Here is a 16,745-nt window from a genome sequence, read left to right as displayed (position 1 = left end):
ACAGCGCCTGAACACCCTTCGGCAAGAGGCGGACACCATGGTCGTACACGTGAACCCGGAGGCCCCCGGCGACGAGCGCGGAGCGCTCCTGGCCTTCCTGGACGCCGAGCGCGGCGGCATCCGCCGGGCGCTGCTGGGCCTGACGGACGAGCAGGCGGCGACGAGGCCGAGCGCGAGCGAGCTCTCACTCTCCGGGCTCCTCAAGCACGTGTCCGAGACCGAGCAGAGCTGGCTGTCCCGGGCGAAGCAGGTCGCACCGGAGGTGCAGCGGTCCGAGGAGGACTGGCACGAGAGCTTCCGCCTCGTCGGTGACGAGACGGTCGAGGGCCGCCTGGCGTACTGGGAGAAGGTCGCCCGGCAGACCGAGGAGTTCATCCGCTCCGTGCCCAGCCTGGACGACACCTTCCCGCTGCCCGACGAGCCCTGGTTCCCCGGCGCGCAGCGGGTGTCCATGCGCTGGCTGCTGCTCCGGCTGATCACCGAGATGTCCCGGCACTCCGGCCACGCCGACATCGTCCGCGAGAGCCTGGACGGCAGGACGGCGTTCGAGCTGGTGGCGCTGGAGCGCGGCGAAACCTGGGGCTGAGCTGGTCGTTTGCGCGTCGCGTGCGCCCGCTACCCTCGGAGCGGAGTTGAGCAGAAGGGTGCGGCGATGTCAGCTATCAGGCTGCTGGTCCTCGGTGCCGTCCGTCAGCACGGGCGCGCGCACGGCTATCAGGTACGCAACGACCTGGAGTACTGGGGCGCCCACGAGTGGTCCAACGCCAAACCCGGGTCGATCTACCACGCGCTCAAGCAGATGGCCAAGCAGGGCCTGCTGCACGCCCACGAGATCGCGCCGAGCACGGCCGGCGGGCCGCCGAGGACCGAGTACGAGGTCACGGAGAAGGGCACCGAGGAGTACTTCCGGCTGCTCCGCGAGGCCCTGACGACGTACGACCAGAAGATGGACGTGCTGTCGGCGGGCATCGGCTTCATCGTCGACCTGGAGCGGGCCGAGGCGGTCGAGCTGCTCAGGGAGCGGATGCGGACCCTGGAGACGTGGCGGTCGGCCGTCACGGAGCACTACACGCCGGAGGAGGGGCCCGAGTCGCTCGGCCACATCGGCGAGATCATGAACATGTGGGTCCACTCGGCGGACGCGGGGGGCGAGTGGACGCGCGGCCTGATCGCCCGGATCGAGGGCGGGGCGTACACCTTCGCGGGCGAGGGCGGTGAGCCCTTCGTGGGGGTGCTCGCGGAGGGCCAGGAGAACCCGTACGCCAGCTAATCAAGTTTGACGAGCGGAAGAAGCGGGTTTACCTTTTCCCTTGTAGTCAAGTTTGACTACGAGGTGGGAGGAGACCGGATGGCACGGGCTGACGCCGACGCGGTGATCGTCGTCGAAGGAGCGCGGAAGCGGTACGGGGAGAAGCGGGCCCTGGACGGACTCGATCTGAGGGTGGGGCGCGGCACGGTGCACGGCGTGCTGGGGCCCAACGGCGCGGGCAAGACCACGATCGTCCGCATCCTGGCCACGCTGCTGCGGCACGACGGGGGACGGGTGGAGGTGGCCGGGTACGACGTACGGTCGCGGGCCGGCGAGGTGCGGCGGCGGATCGGGCTGCTCGGGCAGCACGCGGCGGTGGACGAGGAACTGGGCGGGCGGCAGAACCTGGAGATGTTCGGCCGCCTGTACCACCTGGGAGCGCGCCGGGCGGGCGCGCGGGCCGACGAACTCCTGGAGCGGTTCGGACTCGCGGACGCGGGGCGCAAGGCGGTCTCGAAGTACAGCGGCGGCATGCGGCGGCGGCTCGACCTGGCGGCCTCGCTCATCACGGATCCGCAGGTGCTGTTCCTGGACGAGCCGACGACTGGGCTCGACCCGCGCGGCCGGGCGGAGGTGTGGGGCGCGGTGCGCTCACTGGTCGGGGGAGGCGCGACCGTACTGCTCACGACGCAGTACCTGGAGGAGGCCGACCAGCTGGCCGACCGGATCACGGTGGTCGACCACGGCAGGGCCGTCGCGGAGGGCACGCCGGACGAGCTGAAGGGCCGGGTCGGCGGTGACCGCATCGACGTGGTGCTGCGCGACGTGCGCCGGCTGGGGGACGCGGCCGCACTGCTGGGCCCGGACGCGGAGACGGACGCGGACCGGCGGCGGATCACCGCGCCCGTGACGGACCGGATGGCGGCGCTGACCGGGACCGTACGGGCGCTGGAGACGGCCGGGATCGAGGCCGAGGACATCGCGCTGCGCAGGCCGACGCTCGACGAGGTGTTCCTGCACCTCACGAAGGAGACCGGCGGGAGCAAGGACGGGAGCGAGAACGAGAACGAGAGCAAGGGGGTGGCGGCATGAGCGCGGGCGCGGCCGGGTGGGCGGTCACCGATGCGTGGACCATGACGCGGCGCGAGCTCGCCCACTGGGCGCGGCAGCCGGTACAGGTGATCGTCGGCCTGGTCTTCCCGGTGATGCTGCTGCTGATGTTCGGGTTCCTGGTCGGCGGCGGCAGGGGCGTGTCGGGGGAGTACATCGACTTCCTGGTGCCCGGCATGCTGGCGCTGACCATGGCCTTCGGCCTGGAGGCGACGATGCTCGCGGTCACCCAGGACCTCAACAAAGGGGTGATCGACCGGTTCCGCTCCATGCCGATGGCCTCGGGGACGGTACTGGTGGGGCGCGCGGTCGCGGACATGCTCCAGTCGGCGGCCGGCCTGGCCGTCATGATCGCCGTCGGCCGGGCGATCGGCTGGCGCTGGCACGGCGGTCCGCTCGCGCTCCTGGGCGCGATCGGGCTGTTGCTGCTGCTCCGCTTCGCGATGCTGTGGATCGGCATCCAGCTGGCGATGGTCGCGGGCCGGCCGGAGATGGTCCAGGCGGTGCAGATCCTGGTCTGGCCGGTGGGCTTCCTCTCCAACGCCTTCGCGGCCCCGGACTCGATGCCGGGCTGGCTCGGTGCGGTCGTCGAATGGAACCCGCTGTCGGCGACGGCCACGGCGGTACGGGACCTGCTGGGCAGCCCGGCGGCGGCCGGATCCTCCTGGCCCGCCGACCACGCGGGGCTGCTGGCGGTGGTGTGGCCGGTGGCGCTGGTGGCGGTGTTCTTCCCGCTGGCGGTACGGCGGTTCGGGCGGCTGAGCCACTGAAAGTGACGGCCTGAGAAGGGGAACCCGGGCGCGGTCCGCGGTGTACCAGAAGGACAAGCGGTCCACCGTGGGACCGCAGACCGCGAGACCGGGGGGCTTCGATGCGCAGGCCGTTCAGATCAGCAGGGGCGCTGACCGGCGCCGTTCTCGCGGCGCCGGCACCGGCACCGGTGCCGAAGGTGCCGTCCGGGAGCGACCTGCTCGGCTGGGCGCACAGGGTGGGGTTCGCCTCGGACGGCAGCGGCTTCGCGCTGCTCGCGCGGTGCGTGCAGGACGCGGAGCGGCCCCGGAACGGATTCTGCCGTCAGTACGTGGCGGCCTTGGACCGGGGAGCGTCGCAGTGGCGGCGGCGCGCGTCACCACTGGGCGAGCGGCCCGGCACGGACGGGGTGTCGGCGCAGCTGGGGGTCCTCGGCCCCGGCCGGGCGTGGGTGCACGAGGCGTCGGACGAGGGCCGGGACCGCACCTGGTTCACGGCGGACGGCGGACGGTCCTGGCAGGCGCGCGGCGTGAAGCCCGCCGGGAAGACGCGGTCGGTACCGACTCGACGGGCCGGTGGAGAGGCCGGGCTGGGACGTGCGGGTCTCGGTGGGCGACGGCGTGGTCTACGCGGCGGAGACGGGAGAACTGCCGGCCGGCGAGCCGGTCAAGCATCCGTTACGGGCCGTTCACCGCAGCAGGGACGGCGGCCGCACCTTCAGGCGGACGGGCCCGGGCCCGGAGCACGCGTCGACGGTCCCGCTCGGCCGGCTGGTGGCGGGGAGCGGCTGCCGGTACCGGATATCGGCCGACGGGGAGCGGTGGGACACCTTCGAGGTGGGCGGCTGCCGGGACTGGCCTCGACGGCCGGCACCCGGGACTTGCACCTCACGTGACGTGAGGACTCAGGCTGAGGTGCGTACCGAGAAGAAGAAGGAGCGGAAAGCGATGAGCTACTCCGTGGGACAGGTCGCCGGATTCGCCGGAGTGACGGTGCGCACGCTGCACCACTACGACGGGATCGGACTGCTCTCCCCGAGCGGCCGCAGCCACGCGGGCCACCGGCGCTATGACGACGCCGACCTCGACCGGCTGCAGCAGATCCTGTTCTACCGGGAGCTCGGCTTCCCGCTCGACGAGGTGGCGGCCCTCCTCGACGACCCGGACGCGGACCCGCAGGAACACCTGCGGCGCCGGCACGAGCTGCTGTCCGGCCGGATCAGGAAACTTCAGGAGATGGCCGCCGCCGTCGAGACCGCCTTGGAGGCACGGAAGATGGGCATCAACCTCACCCCGGAAGAGAAGTTCGAGGTCTTCGGCGACCACGACCCCGAGCAGTACGCCGAGGAGGCCGAGCAGCGCTGGGGCGCCGGCGAGGCGTACAGGCAGTCGCGGCGCAGGACCGCGTCGTACACCAAGGAGGACTGGCTGCGGATCAAGGCGGAGAGCGAGGAGAACACCGCCCGCCTGGTCGCCGCCATGGAGGAGGGCGCGGCGCCCGACTCGGTCCGGGCCATGGACCTGGCCGAGGAGCACCGCGCCCTGATCAGCGGCAGTTACTACGACTGCGGCTACGCCATGCACGTCGGTCTCGCCGAGATGTACGTCACGGACGAGCGCTTCACCGCGTCCATCGACGCGGCGAAGCCCGGCCTGGCCGCCTATCTGCGTGAGGCGATCCTGGCCAACGCCGCCCGTCACGCGTAGCACGGCGGAACGGCGCAACGGCGGAGCGAGCGACAGGACAAACGGCCCATGTGGGCTCCGGAGGCGCCCCGGGGCCCACAAGAACGCCTCCTGGAACCCGGAGTACCCCGGCCACGTTGATAGCTTTGGTCGGCAACCCCGCCGCAGACGATCCCACCCTGGAGCCGGTACCCGATGAATACGCTTGCGCTCGGACCGGCCTGGCTGGATCCGGACTACCTGCTGGAGCAGTTCGGCCTGATCGGCCTGCTGGTCATCGTCTTCGCCGAGTCCGGCCTGCTCATCGGCTTCTTCCTGCCGGGCGACTCGCTGCTGTTCACCACCGGTCTGCTGGTGACCACGGGGGTCCTGGACACCCCGCTGTGGCTGGTGTGCACGCTGGTCTGCATCGCGGCGATCGTCGGCGACCAGGTCGGCTACCTCTTCGGCCGGAAGGTCGGCCCCGCCCTCTTCAAGCGCCCGGACTCCAAGTTCTTCAAGCAGGAGAACGTCGAGAAGGCACACGACTTCTTCGAGAAGTACGGCCCGAAGTCGCTGGTCCTGGCCCGCTTCGTGCCGATCGTCCGCACCTTCACGCCGATCATCGCCGGTGTCAGCCGGATGAACTACCGCTCGTTCATCACGTTCAACATCATCGGCGGTGTGCTCTGGGGCGCCGGCGTCACGCTGCTCGGCGCCTCGCTCGGCAAGATCGACTTCGTTCACAAGAACATCGAGGCGATCCTGATCCTGATCGTGCTGATCTCGGTCCTCCCGATCGTCGTCGAGTACCTGCGCGCCCGCAGCAAGGGCAAGAAGGCCGCCGCGGCCGAGGCCGCCGACGGCACGTCCCCGGCCCCCCAGCGCGGCCGCCACGCCAAGCGCTGACCGGGCGGATCCGCGTACGTACGAGACCTAGAAGCCGCGCGTCCGCTTGGCCGCGCGGCGGCTGGCCCCACGCCCCGCCCCCGGCATCTTCAGGAACAGCCGGGAGATCTCGCCACCCAGGTTCACCCCGATGGCGATCGCGAGCGACAGCGCCGCCGCCTTCGACAGCGACGCGAGCCCGGAGTTCAGGTCGTTCTGCGCGATGGCCAGCAGGCCGAAGTACGTCGCCGAACCCGGCAGCAGCGGTCCGATCGCCGCCGTGACGTACGGCAGCGCCGAGGCGTACTGGTAGCGCGAGAACAGCTGCCCGAAGAGCCCCACGAGCCCGGCCGCGACGGCCGTCGAAGCCACCTGCGAGATCCCGCCGACGTCGTGCATCGCACCGTAGACGAGCCAGGCCACTCCGCCGTTCAGCGTCACTATCAGCACGGTGTTGCGTTCCTGCTGGAGCAGGATCGCGAAGGCGAAACAGAGCAGCATCGACGCCAGGATCTGCGTCACCGGTCGCTCGACCGTCTCCAGCGCCGTCGCCGCGTGCAGCTCCGCGTCCAGCTGCACCCCCAGGTAGAGCACGACCAGCACGCCGATGACGATCGCGATGAAGAAGTACATGACTTCGAGCAGCCGCGCCGAGGCGGTGATGTAGTAGCCGGTCAGGCCGTCCTGGACCCCCGCGACCAGGGCCCGCCCCGGCAGCAGCGCGAAGAGCCCACCGGTGATCACGGCGGAGGGCCGGACGTCCCACATCGTCGTCGTCGGCGCCAGCGTGAGCGCCACCCCTATCGCGGCGGGCGGCATCGCCGCCACCAGGAACTGGTAGAACTCCGGCAGCCCGCGCCCCGCGCACAGCCACGCCAGCCGGTCGCCGAGCATCGCGCCGATCGCGGCCGCCAGGAACACCACGGGCCCACCGCCGACCAGTACGGAGGCCGCGCCGGCCAGCAGCCCGCTGGCCGACGTCAGTGCCCAGCCGGGGTACGGGTGGCGGTTGCGGCGTATCTCCGCGAGCGTGCGGTACGCCTCCTCCAGCGTGACGTCGGTGTCCGGCGAGGTGATGTCGTCGATGAGGTGGTAGACCGCGGCCAGCCGCGTGTAGTCGGTGCCCCGGCGGCGTACGGTCCTGCTCGCCGTGACCGGGTCCTCCACCAGCGACGGCTGGTACGAGATCGACAGCAGCGTGAAGGTGACGTTCGGCTCGCAGCGGTCGAGCCCGTACGCCCGGCTGACGCCGAACATCGCCGCCTCGACGTCCTCGGCCCCCTCGCCGCCCGCGAGCAGCAGCTCCCCGATACGCAGTGTCAGGTCCAGCACGCGCGGTACGGCGGGCCCGGCCTCGTCGTGCCGCTGCACCGGCTCCGGCACGGGCCGGTCGCCCACCGGCATGCGCAGCAGCGTACGCATCCGGTCCTGCCAGGGCGCCTCCTTGATCAGCTTGACCATGGGCATGCCGTGGGCCGGGGTGAACGCGGGCGGCGCGTTGCGGGAGCTGTAGGTGCTCGGGGTGTCGAAGGCCGACGCCTCCGGCACCACGGGGTGCTCCCCGGTGGTCAGCCCCGGCGGAAGGGCGAACTCGGAGGTCGGACTGTCCTCGTCGGCCGGCCCCGGCTGCTCGACCCCGGCCGGTGGCGCGAAGGCGCTGCGCGCCTCGTCCGACTGCGGCTTGCGGTCCTCGGAGCCCTCGCTCTCGGCCCCGCTGCCGCCGCGCTTCGGCTCCGCCACCACTTGCCTCGCTTCGATTCCTTGATCCAACAAGCCCGTCCGCCCGGTGAACGGCCAGGCCGTTCCCAGTCAGTGCCCAGTATGCGGACGGACACCTTCCCCCTGCGCGTGGCTCAACACACGGCGGGCGGTGCGCCCCCGTTGGGGTGCACCGCCCGCCGTCGTGGTGTCGCGTGAGCCCGGGGGCTCGTCAGTGGCTGCCGCCCTGCGCCTGCAGGCGCTTGTACGAGGCCTCGACCTCGGCCTCGGCCTCGGTGCGGCCGACCCAGTCGGCGCCCTCGACGGACTTGCCGGGCTCCAGGTCCTTGTAGACCTCGAAGAAGTGCTGGATCTCCAGGCGGTCGAACTCCGACACGTGGTGGATGTCGCGCAGGTGCTCCACCCGCGGGTCCGACGCCGGGACGCACAGCAGCTTGTCGTCGCCGCCGGCCTCGTCGGTCATCCGGAACATGCCGATCGCGCGGCACTTGATGACACAGCCGGGGAACGTGGGCTCGTCCAGCAGTACGAGCGCGTCCAGCGGGTCGCCGTCCTCGCCGAGGGTGTTCTCGACGAAGCCGTAGTCCGCCGGGTAGCTCGTGGAAGTGAAGAGTCGACGGTCCAGGCGGATCCGACCGGTCTCGTGGTCCACCTCGTACTTGTTCCGCGAACCCTTCGGGATCTCGATGGTGACGTCGAACTCCACGGGTGGCTCCTCCATGATCAGCACATGCTTCGGGTGGTGCTGCGTCCTCCCGGGGGAGCGACCCCCGGACCTCCCGGCCGGTTCGGTAGGCCGGACGAGCCGGGGCGTCATGCTCCCGGCAACACGCAGTGGTTAAGTGTCCCTCACGCAGGTGTGTGATCGCGAAAGGGGCTGGTCCGAGGTGCCGGAGCGAAAAACATGGCAGCTCGCGGCGGTCGCGGCCGTGGCCGGTCTCGCCCTCTCCGCCGGGGCGGTGGCCGCGGCGGGCCCCTGGGACTCAGGTCAGCGTAAGGCCGAGCGGGCGTGGGCCGCCTCCCGTACCCCCGAGGCCGCGGGGGAAGGTGGCGCACGTCACGAACCGCCGGCGCCCGACGCCCCGGCGCCCGCCCCCAGCGCGCCCGGTGTGCTCACCGCGCTCGGTTCCCCCGTGCCGCCGCCGGCCCCCGGCGCGCTCGCGGACGCCCTCGAACCGCTGCTGCGCGACCCCGCGCTCGGCACGCTGCGTACCGCGTCGGTGCTCGACACCGCGACGGGCACGCGGGTGTACGGAAAGGGCGACGGCGACGAGCTGGTCCCGGCGTCCACCGTCAAGATCGCGACGTCGGCCGCCGCGCTCCTGGCCCTCGGCCCCGACCACCGCATCGCCACCACCGTCACCGCGGTCCCCGACGGCAGGAAGGTCGTGCTGGCCGGCGGCGGCGACCCCACGCTCGACCGGGAGGACCTGGCCTCCCTGGCCGACGACACCGTACGGGTGCTGCGGGACCGCGGTGTCACCAGGACGGAGCTGACGTACGACGTCTCGCTGTACTCGGGGCCCGTACATCACCCCATCAGCCCCAACGAGAACATCAGCCCCGTCACCCCCCTGATGCTGGAGGAGGGCCGCCTCGACGGCTCCCGCAGCGGCCCCGCCCCGCGCAGCGCCGACCCGGCGGGCGACGCGGCCCGCGCCTTCGCCGAAATGCTGCGCAAGCGCGGAGTGGAGGTGAAGAGGCCCCCGGCCCCCGGGAAGGCGCCCGGCGGCGCCGCACCGGTCGCCAGGGCCCTCTCCGCGCCCCTCTCCGCCCTCGTCGAGCGCACCCTCACCCACAGCGACAACGACCTCGCCGAGGCCCTCGCCCGCCAGACCGCGCTCGCCTCGGACGAACCGGCCAGTTTCGAAGGCGCGGGCCGGGCCGTCGGGGCGCGGCTGAAGAAACTCCGGCTGCCACTGGCCGGCGCCCGTTTCGCCGACGGCAGCGGCCTGGACCGCGCCGGCAGCCTCTCGGCGGCCCTGCTGTCCGGACTCCTCGCCCGCGCCGCCGACCCGGCCCGCCCCGAGCTGCGGCCCGTCCTGACCGGCCTCCCCGTGGCCGGTTTCAGCGGCACCCTGAAGAGCCGGTACGCCGAGGACTCCGCGGGCACGGGCATGGTCCGCGCCAAGACCGGCACCCTCACCGGCGTGAACGCACTGGCCGGAACCGTCGTCGACGCGGACGGCCGGCTCCTCTCCTTCGCCTTCCTCACCGAGGGCGCCCAGGACCCCGGCGCGGCCCAGTCCGCCCTGGACCGGCTGGCCTCCACGATCGCCAACTGCGGCTGCGAGCCCTCCGGGGGACGGCCGGGGCGTACGTGAACCCCGAGGAAGTTCAGGGGTACGGGTGGAGGACAACACCTGACCGCGGGCCCGGTCGACAACGTACGGTTGACGCATGACGAGCATCAGTGGTGCGGAGATGGTCGACTGGAACCTCGCGGTGGCGACCGCGACCCGACTGGTGAGGCCGGGCCCCGACGTGAGCCGGGACGAGGCGCGAGCCGTCGTCGCCGAGCTCCGCCGGCACGCCAAGGCCTCCGAGGAGCACGTCCGCTCCTTCACGCGGATGATCCCCGAGGGGCACGAGCCGCAGGACACCCCGGTTCTCGTCGTCGACCGGGCCGGCTGGATCAGGGCGAACGTCGCCGGATTCCGGGAGGTGCTGCGGCCGCTCCTCGGCAAGATGCAGGAACGCAGGGGCTCGGGCCCCGGCAACGCCGTGCTCGGCGCGGTCGGCGGCAAGGTGACCGGCGTCGAGGTCGGCATGCTGCTCTCCTTCCTCGCCTCGCGCGTCCTCGGGCAGTACGAGACGTTCGCCCCGCCCTCCCGCGAGCTGCCCGCCGGTACCGGCGGCGGCCGCCTCCTGCTCGTCGCCCCCAACATCGTGCACGTCGAGCGGGAGCTCGAAGTGGACCCGCACGACTTCCGGCTCTGGGTCTGCCTGCACGAGGAGACCCACCGCACCCAGTTCACGGCCGTGCCCTGGCTGCGCGACCACCTGGAGGGCGAAATCCAGTCGTTCCTCGCCGAGACCGAGGTCGACCCGATGACGGTCCTGGAGCGGCTGCGCGAGGCGGCCCAGTCGCTGGCCGGCGGCCGTCCCGAGGGCGAGGAGGGCGAGGACGGCGGCCGCAGCCTCGTCGAGATCGTCCAGACCCCCGCCCAGCGCGAGATCCTGGGCCGCCTGACCGCGGTCATGTCGCTGCTCGAGGGCCACGCCGACTTCGTGATGGACGGCGTGGGCCCCGACGTGGTGCCGTCCGTCGCCGAGATCCGCGAGAAGTTCCAGCAGCGCAGGGCCCGCGGCGCGAGCCGCCTCGACCTCGCCCTGCGCAAACTGCTCGGTCTGGACGCCAAGCTCCGCCAGTACCGGGACGGTGAGCGTTTCGTGCGGGCCGTGGTGGAGGAGGTCGGGACGGACGGCTTCAACCGCGTCTGGACCTCCCCGAACACGCTTCCCACCAAGGCCGAGATCGCCAAACCGGCGGACTGGGTCGCGCGGGTGCACCGTAGGGGAGAGCCGTGAGCCGGATCCGGCCGACGGCAGGAGAACGCCCCTTCAATCACCCATCCGAGGGACCGTGAGGGCTGAGTAGGCGTGCGATGCTCGGGTAATGGCTCGGCTCTGTCACCATCGACGCACTCTGAGTGACTGGCTTCTCCTCCCGAGGCACCCCCAACTTCACCGAAGGGCACCGGACATGGGTCCCCATCCTGCGGTCGCAGCGATACGCCTGGCGGTCCGCCGCGTACTCCACGACGTACTCAACGACATCACCTCACGCACGGCCACGGCACCGGTCGCCGTACCGGGCGCACCCCCGCACGAGCCGCCCCCGCCGCTCGTGCTGGTGGCGTGCTCCGGCGGCGCCGACTCCATGGCGCTCGCCTCCGCCCTCGCCTTCGAAGCACCCAAGCTCGGCATCCAGGCAGGCGGCGTCACCGTCGACCACGGCCTCCAGGAGGGCTCCGGCGTACGGGCCGACGAGGTCGTCAACCGCCTCGCCGCACTGCGTCTCGACCCCGTCGAGGCCGTCGCGGTGACCGTCGGCCGCGCCGGCGGCCCCGAAGCGGCCGCCCGCGACGCCCGCTACGCCGCGCTGGACGCCGCCGCGGAGCGCCACGGCGCCGCCGCGGTGCTGCTCGGCCACACGCGCGACGACCAGGCCGAGACGGTCCTGCTCGGCCTCGCCCGCGGGTCCGGCATCCGCTCGCTGTCCGGCATGGCCGCCGTGACCGGCGCCGGCCGCTACCGCAGGCCCTTCCTCCAGCTCGACCGGCAGACCGCCCGCAAGGCGTGCATGGTCCAGTCGCTGCCCGTCTGGGACGACCCGCACAACACCGACCCCGCCTACACGCGCTCGCGGCTGCGCCACGACGGCCTGCCGGCCCTGGAGAAGGCACTCGGCAAAGGCGTCGTCGAGGCCCTGGCCCGGACGGCACAGCTCTCCCGGGACGACGCCGACGCCCTGGACGGCTGGGCCGCCGAGGCGGACGCGTCCGTACGGGACGAATCCGGCCACCTGGAGTGCGTCAAGCTCTACGCCCTGCCCCCGGCCGTACGCCGCCGCGTCCTGCGCCGGGCGGCCATCTCGGCGGGCTCGCCGGCCGGAGCGCTCTTCGCACGGCACGTCGAAGAGGTCGACCGGCTGATCACCGGCTGGCGCGGGCAGGGAGCCATCAACCTCCCCGGCCGGGTGGAGGCGCGGCGGCAGGGTGGCAGACTGGTCATTCGGCAGGGCTGATGCGCTGAAGCACTACGAAAGTGACCCGGGTGAACGAGAAGGACATGGGCACCGACCTCAAGTCGGTGCTCATCACCAAGGAAGAAATCGACGCGAAGCTGGCCGAGCTGGCCGCGAAGATCGATGCGGAGTACGCGGGCAAGGACCTGCTCATCGTCGGTGTCCTCAAGGGCGCCGTGATGGTCATGGCGGACCTGGCGCGTGCCCTGTCCACCCCCGTCACGATGGACTGGATGGCCGTCTCGTCGTACGGCGCGGGCACCCAGTCCTCCGGTGTCGTGCGCATCCTCAAGGACCTCGACACCGACATCAAGGGCAAGCACGTCCTGATCGTCGAGGACATCATCGACTCGGGCCTGACGCTCTCCTGGCTGCTGTCGAACCTCGGGTCGCGTGAGCCCGCCTCCCTGAACGTGTGCACGCTGCTGCGCAAGCCCGAGGCGGCGAAGGTCCAGCTCGACGTGAAGTGGGTCGGCTTCGACATCCCCAACGAGTTCGTCGTCGGCTACGGCCTGGACTACGCCGAGAAGTACCGGAACCTGCCTTTCGTCGGCACGCTCGCGCCGCACGTCTACGGCGGCTGAGCCGGCAGGCGGAGCCGCGCCCCGCTTGCCGGGAACCTCCGACCGTGTCCCGCCGTTGGAGCATGGGAAGGCAGGTTCACCGGCCGTCCCCGGCAGTCGCGGGTGACAATGCTGGGGTACCGTCCGAAGGACAGTCTTTTTAAACAGCAGCATTTACCTACGGGCAGGAGGGACGGGGCGACTACCGCCCCGTATGGATGGACGTGAAGCGATACTTCCGTGGGCCGGTCATGTGGATCGTGCTGGCCGTCCTCGCCGTGGTCGTGTTGATGCAGGTTGTCGGCTCGTCCGGCGGCTACAAGACGGTGGACACTGCCGAGGTCGTCCAGACGATCGACAAGAACCAGGTCAAGCAGGCCAAGCTGACGACCGGTGACGAACAGGTCATCAAGGTCGAGCTGAAGAACGGCCAGAAGGTCAAGGACAGCAGCAAGATCCAGGCGAGCTACATCGGCGACCAGGGCGTCGCGCTCGCCAACAAGCTGCAGTCGAAGTTCGACAGCGGGGACATCGAAAAGGGCTACACGGTCTCCCCCACCAAGCAGAACGCCTTCGTCGGGATTCTGCTCTCCCTGCTCCCCTTCGTCCTCATCGTGGTCGTCTTCCTGTTCCTGATGAACCAGATGCAGGGCGGCGGCTCCCGGGTCATGCAGTTCGGGAAGTCCAAGGCCAAGCTCATCACCAAGGACACCCCGAAGACGACGTTCGCCGACGTGGCGGGGTCCGACGAGGCGGTCGAGGAGCTCCACGAGATCAAGGAGTTCCTCCAGGAGCCGGCGAAGTTCCAGGCCGTCGGCGCCAAGATCCCCAAGGGTGTGCTGCTGTACGGCCCGCCCGGTACGGGCAAGACGCTGCTCGCGCGTGCTGTCGCGGGCGAGGCCGGCGTCCCGTTCTACTCGATCTCCGGTTCCGACTTCGTCGAGATGTTCGTCGGTGTCGGTGCCTCGCGTGTGCGTGACCTCTTCGAGCAGGCCAAGGCGAACGCCCCGGCGATCGTCTTCGTCGACGAGATCGACGCCGTCGGCCGGCACCGCGGTGCCGGCATGGGCGGCGGTCACGACGAGCGCGAGCAGACCCTCAACCAGCTGCTCGTCGAGATGGACGGCTTCGACGTGAAGGGCGGCGTCATCCTGATCGCCGCCACGAACCGGCCCGACATCCTCGACCCGGCGCTGCTGCGCCCGGGCCGCTTCGACCGGCAGATCGCGGTCGACCGCCCGGACCTCCAGGGCCGTCTCGAGATCCTCAAGGTGCACGCGAAGGGCAAGCCGGTCACGCCGGAGGTCGACCTGCGGGCCGTCGCCCGTCGTACGCCCGGCTTCACCGGCGCCGACCTGGCGAACGTGCTGAACGAGGCCGCGCTGCTGACCGCCCGCAGTGACAAGAAGCTGGTCGACAACCACTCCTTGGACGAGGCGATCGACCGCGTCGTGGCCGGACCGCAGAAGCGGACCCGGATCATGAGCGAGAAGGAGAAGAAGATCACCGCGTACCACGAGGGCGGACACGCCCTGGTCGCGGCGGCCTCTCCGAACAGCGACCCGGTGCACAAGGTCACCATCCTGTCCCGCGGGCGCGCCCTCGGTTACACGATGGTGCTCCCGGACGAGGACAAGTACTCGACCACGCGCAACGAGATGCTGGACCAGCTCGCCTACATGATGGGCGGCCGTGCGGCCGAGGAACTGGTGTTCCACGACCCGACCACGGGCGCTTCGAACGACATCGAGAAGGCCACCGCCACGGCCCGCGCGATGGTCACGCAGTACGGCATGACCGAGCGTCTCGGCGCGATCAAGTTCGGCCAGGACGGCTCCGAGCCGTTCCTCGGCCGTGACATGGGTCACCAGCGCGACTACTCGGAAGAGGTCGCCGCACTGGTCGACGAAGAGGTCAAGAAGCTCATCGAGACCGCGCACAACGAGGCGTGGGAGATCCTCGTCGAGAACCGCGACGTTCTCGACAACCTGGTTCTGGCCCTCCTGGAGAAGGAGACGCTGAACAAGGAGGAGATCGCCGAGATCTTCAGCCCGATCGTGAAGCGTCCGGCCCGCCCCGCGTGGACCGGTTCTTCCCGCCGTACGCCGTCCACGCGGCCGCCGGTGCTCTCCCCGAAGGAGCTCTCCCTCACCAACGGCGCCGCTGCCAACGGTGTGACTCCCGCGGTGACGGCCGGCTCCACGGACGTCCAGGCCACCGAGGCGATTCCCGAGGAGCGCCCCGAGAGCTGATCGCTCCGGAGCCCCCGCGGGGCCCGGAATGAACGCCGCGTCCCCCAGGTTTTAGCCTGGGGGACGCGGCGTTTTCGTACGCCGGAACGTTTGCGTCATGTGAAAGCACAGGAACGAGGCACAGATGACCGACCCGGTGACGTTGGACGGCGAAGGCTCGATCGGCGAGTTCGACGAGAAGCGGGCCGAGAACGCCGTGCGCGAGCTCCTCATCGCGGTCGGGGAGGACCCGGACCGGGAGGGGCTGCTGGCCACTCCGGGGCGCGTGGCACGGGCGTACAGGGAGATATTCGCCGGCCTGTGGCAGAAGCCCGAGGACGTACTGACGACGACGTTCGACCTGGGTCACGACGAGATGATCCTGGTCAAGGACATCGAGGTGTTCAGTACGTGTGAACACCACCTGGTCCCGTTCCGCGGGGTCGCCCACGTCGGGTACATCCCGGCGACCAGTGGCAAGATCACCGGCCTGTCGAAGCTGGCGCGGCTGGTCGACGTCTTCGCCCGCCGTCCGCAGGTGCAGGAGCGGCTCACCACGCAGGTCGCCGACTCCCTGATGGAGATCCTGGAGCCGCGCGGCGTGATCGTGGTCATCGAGTGCGAGCACATGTGCATGTCGATGCGCGGTATCCGCAAGCCCGGCGCGAAGACCATCACCTCCGCGGTGCGCGGGCAGCTCAGGGACGCGGCGACGCGCAACGAGGCGATGAGCCTGATCATGGCCCGCTGATATCCGGCCAACTTCCCCTGGCGGAAGCGGTGTTGTGCAAGCATCGGGCGCATGACTGAGAACCTGCTGCCCATACGCCGCCTGGGCGGCCTGGACGTGTCCGCACTCGGCTTCGGCGCGATGGTCCTCTCGCCCGGGGTCTACGGGGAGATCGACGACGAGCGCGGCGAGCGGGCGATGCTCGCCGCGCTCGACGCGGGCGCCACCTTCGTCGACACCTCCGACGGCTACGGCCAGGACGGCCACAACGAGCGGCTCGTCGGCAAGGCCCTGCGCGGCCGGCGCGACGAGGTCGTCATCGCGACCAAGTTCGGTTTCCGGCTCCCGGAGGGCGTCGAGGCGCACCCCTTCCCGGTCGGCTTCGCCTTCGGCGAGCTGGCGGTCAATGCCGATCCCAAGCACGTACGCGGTTACGCCGAGGCCAGCCTGCGCGAGCTCGGCACCGACCGCATCGACCTGTACTACCCGCACTTCCCGGACCCGCAGGTGCCGCTGGCCGACACCGTGGGCGCCGTGGCCGACCTGATCAGTGCCGGCCTGGTGCGCCACCTGGGACTCTCGAACGTGACGGCCGGACAGCTGCGCGCCGCGCACGCGGTGCACCCGGTGGCGGCCGTGCAGACCGAGTGGTCGATGTGGCGGCCCGTGGACCCGGAGCTGCTGGCCGCCGCCCGTGAGCTGGGTGTGGGCCTCGTCGCCTGGTCGCCGCTGGGTGCCGGTTTCCTCACCGGCACGGTCGGCGAGGTGAAGGAGGGCGACTTCCGGCGGCAGATGCCGCGTTTCGACGCCGCCAACCAGCAGACGAACAAGGACCGGTTCGCGCCGGTGCGGGCCGTCGCCGAGGAGCTCTCGATCACCCCGGCGCAGCTGGCACTGGCCTGGCTGCTGCACCAGGACGAGCACGTCGTGCCGATCCCCGGCAGCCGTACGCCCGCCCACATCCGGGAGAACCTGGCAGCCGCGCGGGTGGAGCTGCCCGCCGGCGTACTGGAGCGGCTGGACGCGATCCTCGCGCAGACCAGCGTCGAGGGCGGCACGCTGCTGTAGGGCGCCCGCGAGAAGCACGGAGG

Annotated in this window: 15 protein-coding genes; 13 read left to right on the top strand and 2 right to left on the bottom strand. The window is 71.1% G+C overall.

Going from position 1 to position 16,745, the window contains the following annotated elements; translation table 11 throughout:
* Nucleotides 1–37: 37 nt before the first annotated feature.
* The 6 genes from ACWD0Y_RS14720 (at nt 38) to ACWD0Y_RS14695 (ending at nt 5,682) form a co-directional block, all read left to right on the top strand.
* Nucleotides 38–586: a DinB family protein gene (locus ACWD0Y_RS14720; protein WP_450260714.1), complete on the top strand. Its 549-nt coding sequence runs from the start codon at nt 38–40 to the stop codon at nt 584–586.
* 66 nt (nt 587–652) lie between these two features.
* A complete protein-coding gene (locus ACWD0Y_RS14715; RefSeq protein ID WP_450260713.1) occupies nt 653–1,270 on the top strand; it encodes a PadR family transcriptional regulator in 618 nt (205 codons plus the stop codon).
* A gap of 78 nt (nt 1,271–1,348) precedes the next feature.
* Nucleotides 1,349–2,341, top strand: coding sequence for an ATP-binding cassette domain-containing protein (locus tag ACWD0Y_RS14710; protein ID WP_450260712.1), 993 nt, complete (start codon nt 1,349–1,351; stop codon nt 2,339–2,341).
* Nucleotides 2,338–3,129, top strand: a complete 792-nt coding sequence (locus ACWD0Y_RS14705; protein ID WP_450260711.1) for an ABC transporter permease — start codon at nt 2,338–2,340, stop codon at nt 3,127–3,129. The genes ACWD0Y_RS14710 and ACWD0Y_RS14705 overlap by 4 nt, the downstream gene beginning before the upstream one ends.
* A gap of 927 nt (nt 3,130–4,056) precedes the next feature.
* On the top strand, nt 4,057–4,815 hold the full coding sequence (locus ACWD0Y_RS14700) for a MerR family transcriptional regulator (RefSeq protein ID WP_450260710.1): 759 nt from the start codon (nt 4,057–4,059) through the stop codon (nt 4,813–4,815).
* A gap of 174 nt (nt 4,816–4,989) precedes the next feature.
* The gene (locus ACWD0Y_RS14695; RefSeq protein ID WP_450260709.1) at nt 4,990–5,682 is read left to right on the top strand and encodes a DedA family protein; all 693 of its coding nucleotides are present in this window, start codon (nt 4,990–4,992) and stop codon (nt 5,680–5,682) included.
* A 27-nt stretch (nt 5,683–5,709) separates the two neighbouring features.
* Here ACWD0Y_RS14695 and ACWD0Y_RS14690 read toward each other — a convergent pair whose 3' ends face one another.
* The gene (locus tag ACWD0Y_RS14690) at nt 5,710–7,404 is read right to left on the bottom strand and encodes a threonine/serine ThrE exporter family protein (protein ID WP_450260708.1); all 1,695 of its coding nucleotides are present in this window, start codon (nt 7,402–7,404) and stop codon (nt 5,710–5,712) included.
* 187 nt (nt 7,405–7,591) lie between these two features.
* Nucleotides 7,592–8,086 (bottom strand): inorganic diphosphatase, encoded by a 495-nt coding sequence (locus ACWD0Y_RS14685; RefSeq protein WP_069930540.1) that lies wholly within the window; start codon nt 8,084–8,086, stop codon nt 7,592–7,594.
* A gap of 181 nt (nt 8,087–8,267) precedes the next feature.
* Between ACWD0Y_RS14685 and dacB the strand changes: the two genes are divergently transcribed.
* From dacB to ACWD0Y_RS14650, 7 genes are all read left to right on the top strand, one after another.
* Complete coding sequence (dacB, locus tag ACWD0Y_RS14680; RefSeq protein WP_450260707.1) at nt 8,268–9,704, top strand: D-alanyl-D-alanine carboxypeptidase/D-alanyl-D-alanine endopeptidase; 1,437 nt, start codon at nt 8,268–8,270, stop codon at nt 9,702–9,704.
* A gap of 76 nt (nt 9,705–9,780) precedes the next feature.
* Nucleotides 9,781–10,911 (top strand): zinc-dependent metalloprotease, encoded by a 1,131-nt coding sequence (locus ACWD0Y_RS14675; protein ID WP_450260706.1) that lies wholly within the window; start codon nt 9,781–9,783, stop codon nt 10,909–10,911.
* Nucleotides 10,912–11,086: 175 nt separating this feature from the next.
* Nucleotides 11,087–12,130, top strand: a complete 1,044-nt coding sequence (gene tilS / locus ACWD0Y_RS14670) for a tRNA lysidine(34) synthetase TilS (protein ID WP_450260705.1) — start codon at nt 11,087–11,089, stop codon at nt 12,128–12,130.
* A gap of 44 nt (nt 12,131–12,174) precedes the next feature.
* A complete protein-coding gene (gene hpt, locus ACWD0Y_RS14665; protein ID WP_037647340.1) occupies nt 12,175–12,714 on the top strand; it encodes a hypoxanthine phosphoribosyltransferase in 540 nt (179 codons plus the stop codon).
* Between the two features lie 197 nt (nt 12,715–12,911).
* On the top strand, nt 12,912–14,945 hold the full coding sequence (ftsH, locus tag ACWD0Y_RS14660) for an ATP-dependent zinc metalloprotease FtsH (protein ID WP_450260704.1): 2,034 nt from the start codon (nt 12,912–12,914) through the stop codon (nt 14,943–14,945).
* Nucleotides 14,946–15,069: 124 nt separating this feature from the next.
* Nucleotides 15,070–15,675, top strand: a complete 606-nt coding sequence (folE, locus tag ACWD0Y_RS14655) for a GTP cyclohydrolase I FolE (RefSeq protein WP_093799747.1) — start codon at nt 15,070–15,072, stop codon at nt 15,673–15,675.
* A 51-nt stretch (nt 15,676–15,726) separates the two neighbouring features.
* Complete coding sequence (locus ACWD0Y_RS14650; protein ID WP_450260703.1) at nt 15,727–16,722, top strand: aldo/keto reductase; 996 nt, start codon at nt 15,727–15,729, stop codon at nt 16,720–16,722.
* The last annotated feature ends 23 nt before the right edge of the window (nt 16,723–16,745 follow it).

The sequence above is a fragment of the Streptomyces altiplanensis genome, assembly GCF_053591575.1.
The sequence above is the reverse complement of the archived record's forward strand: the minus strand, read 5'-3'. Positions and strand labels throughout refer to the sequence as shown.

Bases quoted from the DNA above. Each gene is read 5' to 3' on its own strand.
- ACWD0Y_RS14715 (WP_450260713.1), top strand. From the start codon at position 653: ATGTCAGCTATCAGGCTGCTGGTCCTCGGTGCCGTCCGTCAGCACGGG.
- folE (WP_093799747.1), top strand. From the start codon at position 15,070: ATGACCGACCCGGTGACGTTGGACGGCGAAGGCTCGATCGGCGAGTTC.
- ACWD0Y_RS14675 (WP_450260706.1), top strand. From the start codon at position 9,781: ATGACGAGCATCAGTGGTGCGGAGATGGTCGACTGGAACCTCGCGGTG.
- ACWD0Y_RS14700 (WP_450260710.1), top strand. From the start codon at position 4,057: ATGAGCTACTCCGTGGGACAGGTCGCCGGATTCGCCGGAGTGACGGTG.
- tilS (WP_450260705.1), top strand. From the start codon at position 11,087: ATGGGTCCCCATCCTGCGGTCGCAGCGATACGCCTGGCGGTCCGCCGC.
- ACWD0Y_RS14650 (WP_450260703.1), top strand. From the start codon at position 15,727: ATGACTGAGAACCTGCTGCCCATACGCCGCCTGGGCGGCCTGGACGTG.
- hpt (WP_037647340.1), top strand. From the start codon at position 12,175: ATGGGCACCGACCTCAAGTCGGTGCTCATCACCAAGGAAGAAATCGAC.
- ftsH (WP_450260704.1), top strand. From the start codon at position 12,912: ATGGACGTGAAGCGATACTTCCGTGGGCCGGTCATGTGGATCGTGCTG.
- ACWD0Y_RS14705 (WP_450260711.1), top strand. From the start codon at position 2,338: ATGAGCGCGGGCGCGGCCGGGTGGGCGGTCACCGATGCGTGGACCATG.
- ACWD0Y_RS14695 (WP_450260709.1), top strand. From the start codon at position 4,990: ATGAATACGCTTGCGCTCGGACCGGCCTGGCTGGATCCGGACTACCTG.
- ACWD0Y_RS14710 (WP_450260712.1), top strand. From the start codon at position 1,349: ATGGCACGGGCTGACGCCGACGCGGTGATCGTCGTCGAAGGAGCGCGG.
- ACWD0Y_RS14720 (WP_450260714.1), top strand. From the start codon at position 38: ATGGTCGTACACGTGAACCCGGAGGCCCCCGGCGACGAGCGCGGAGCG.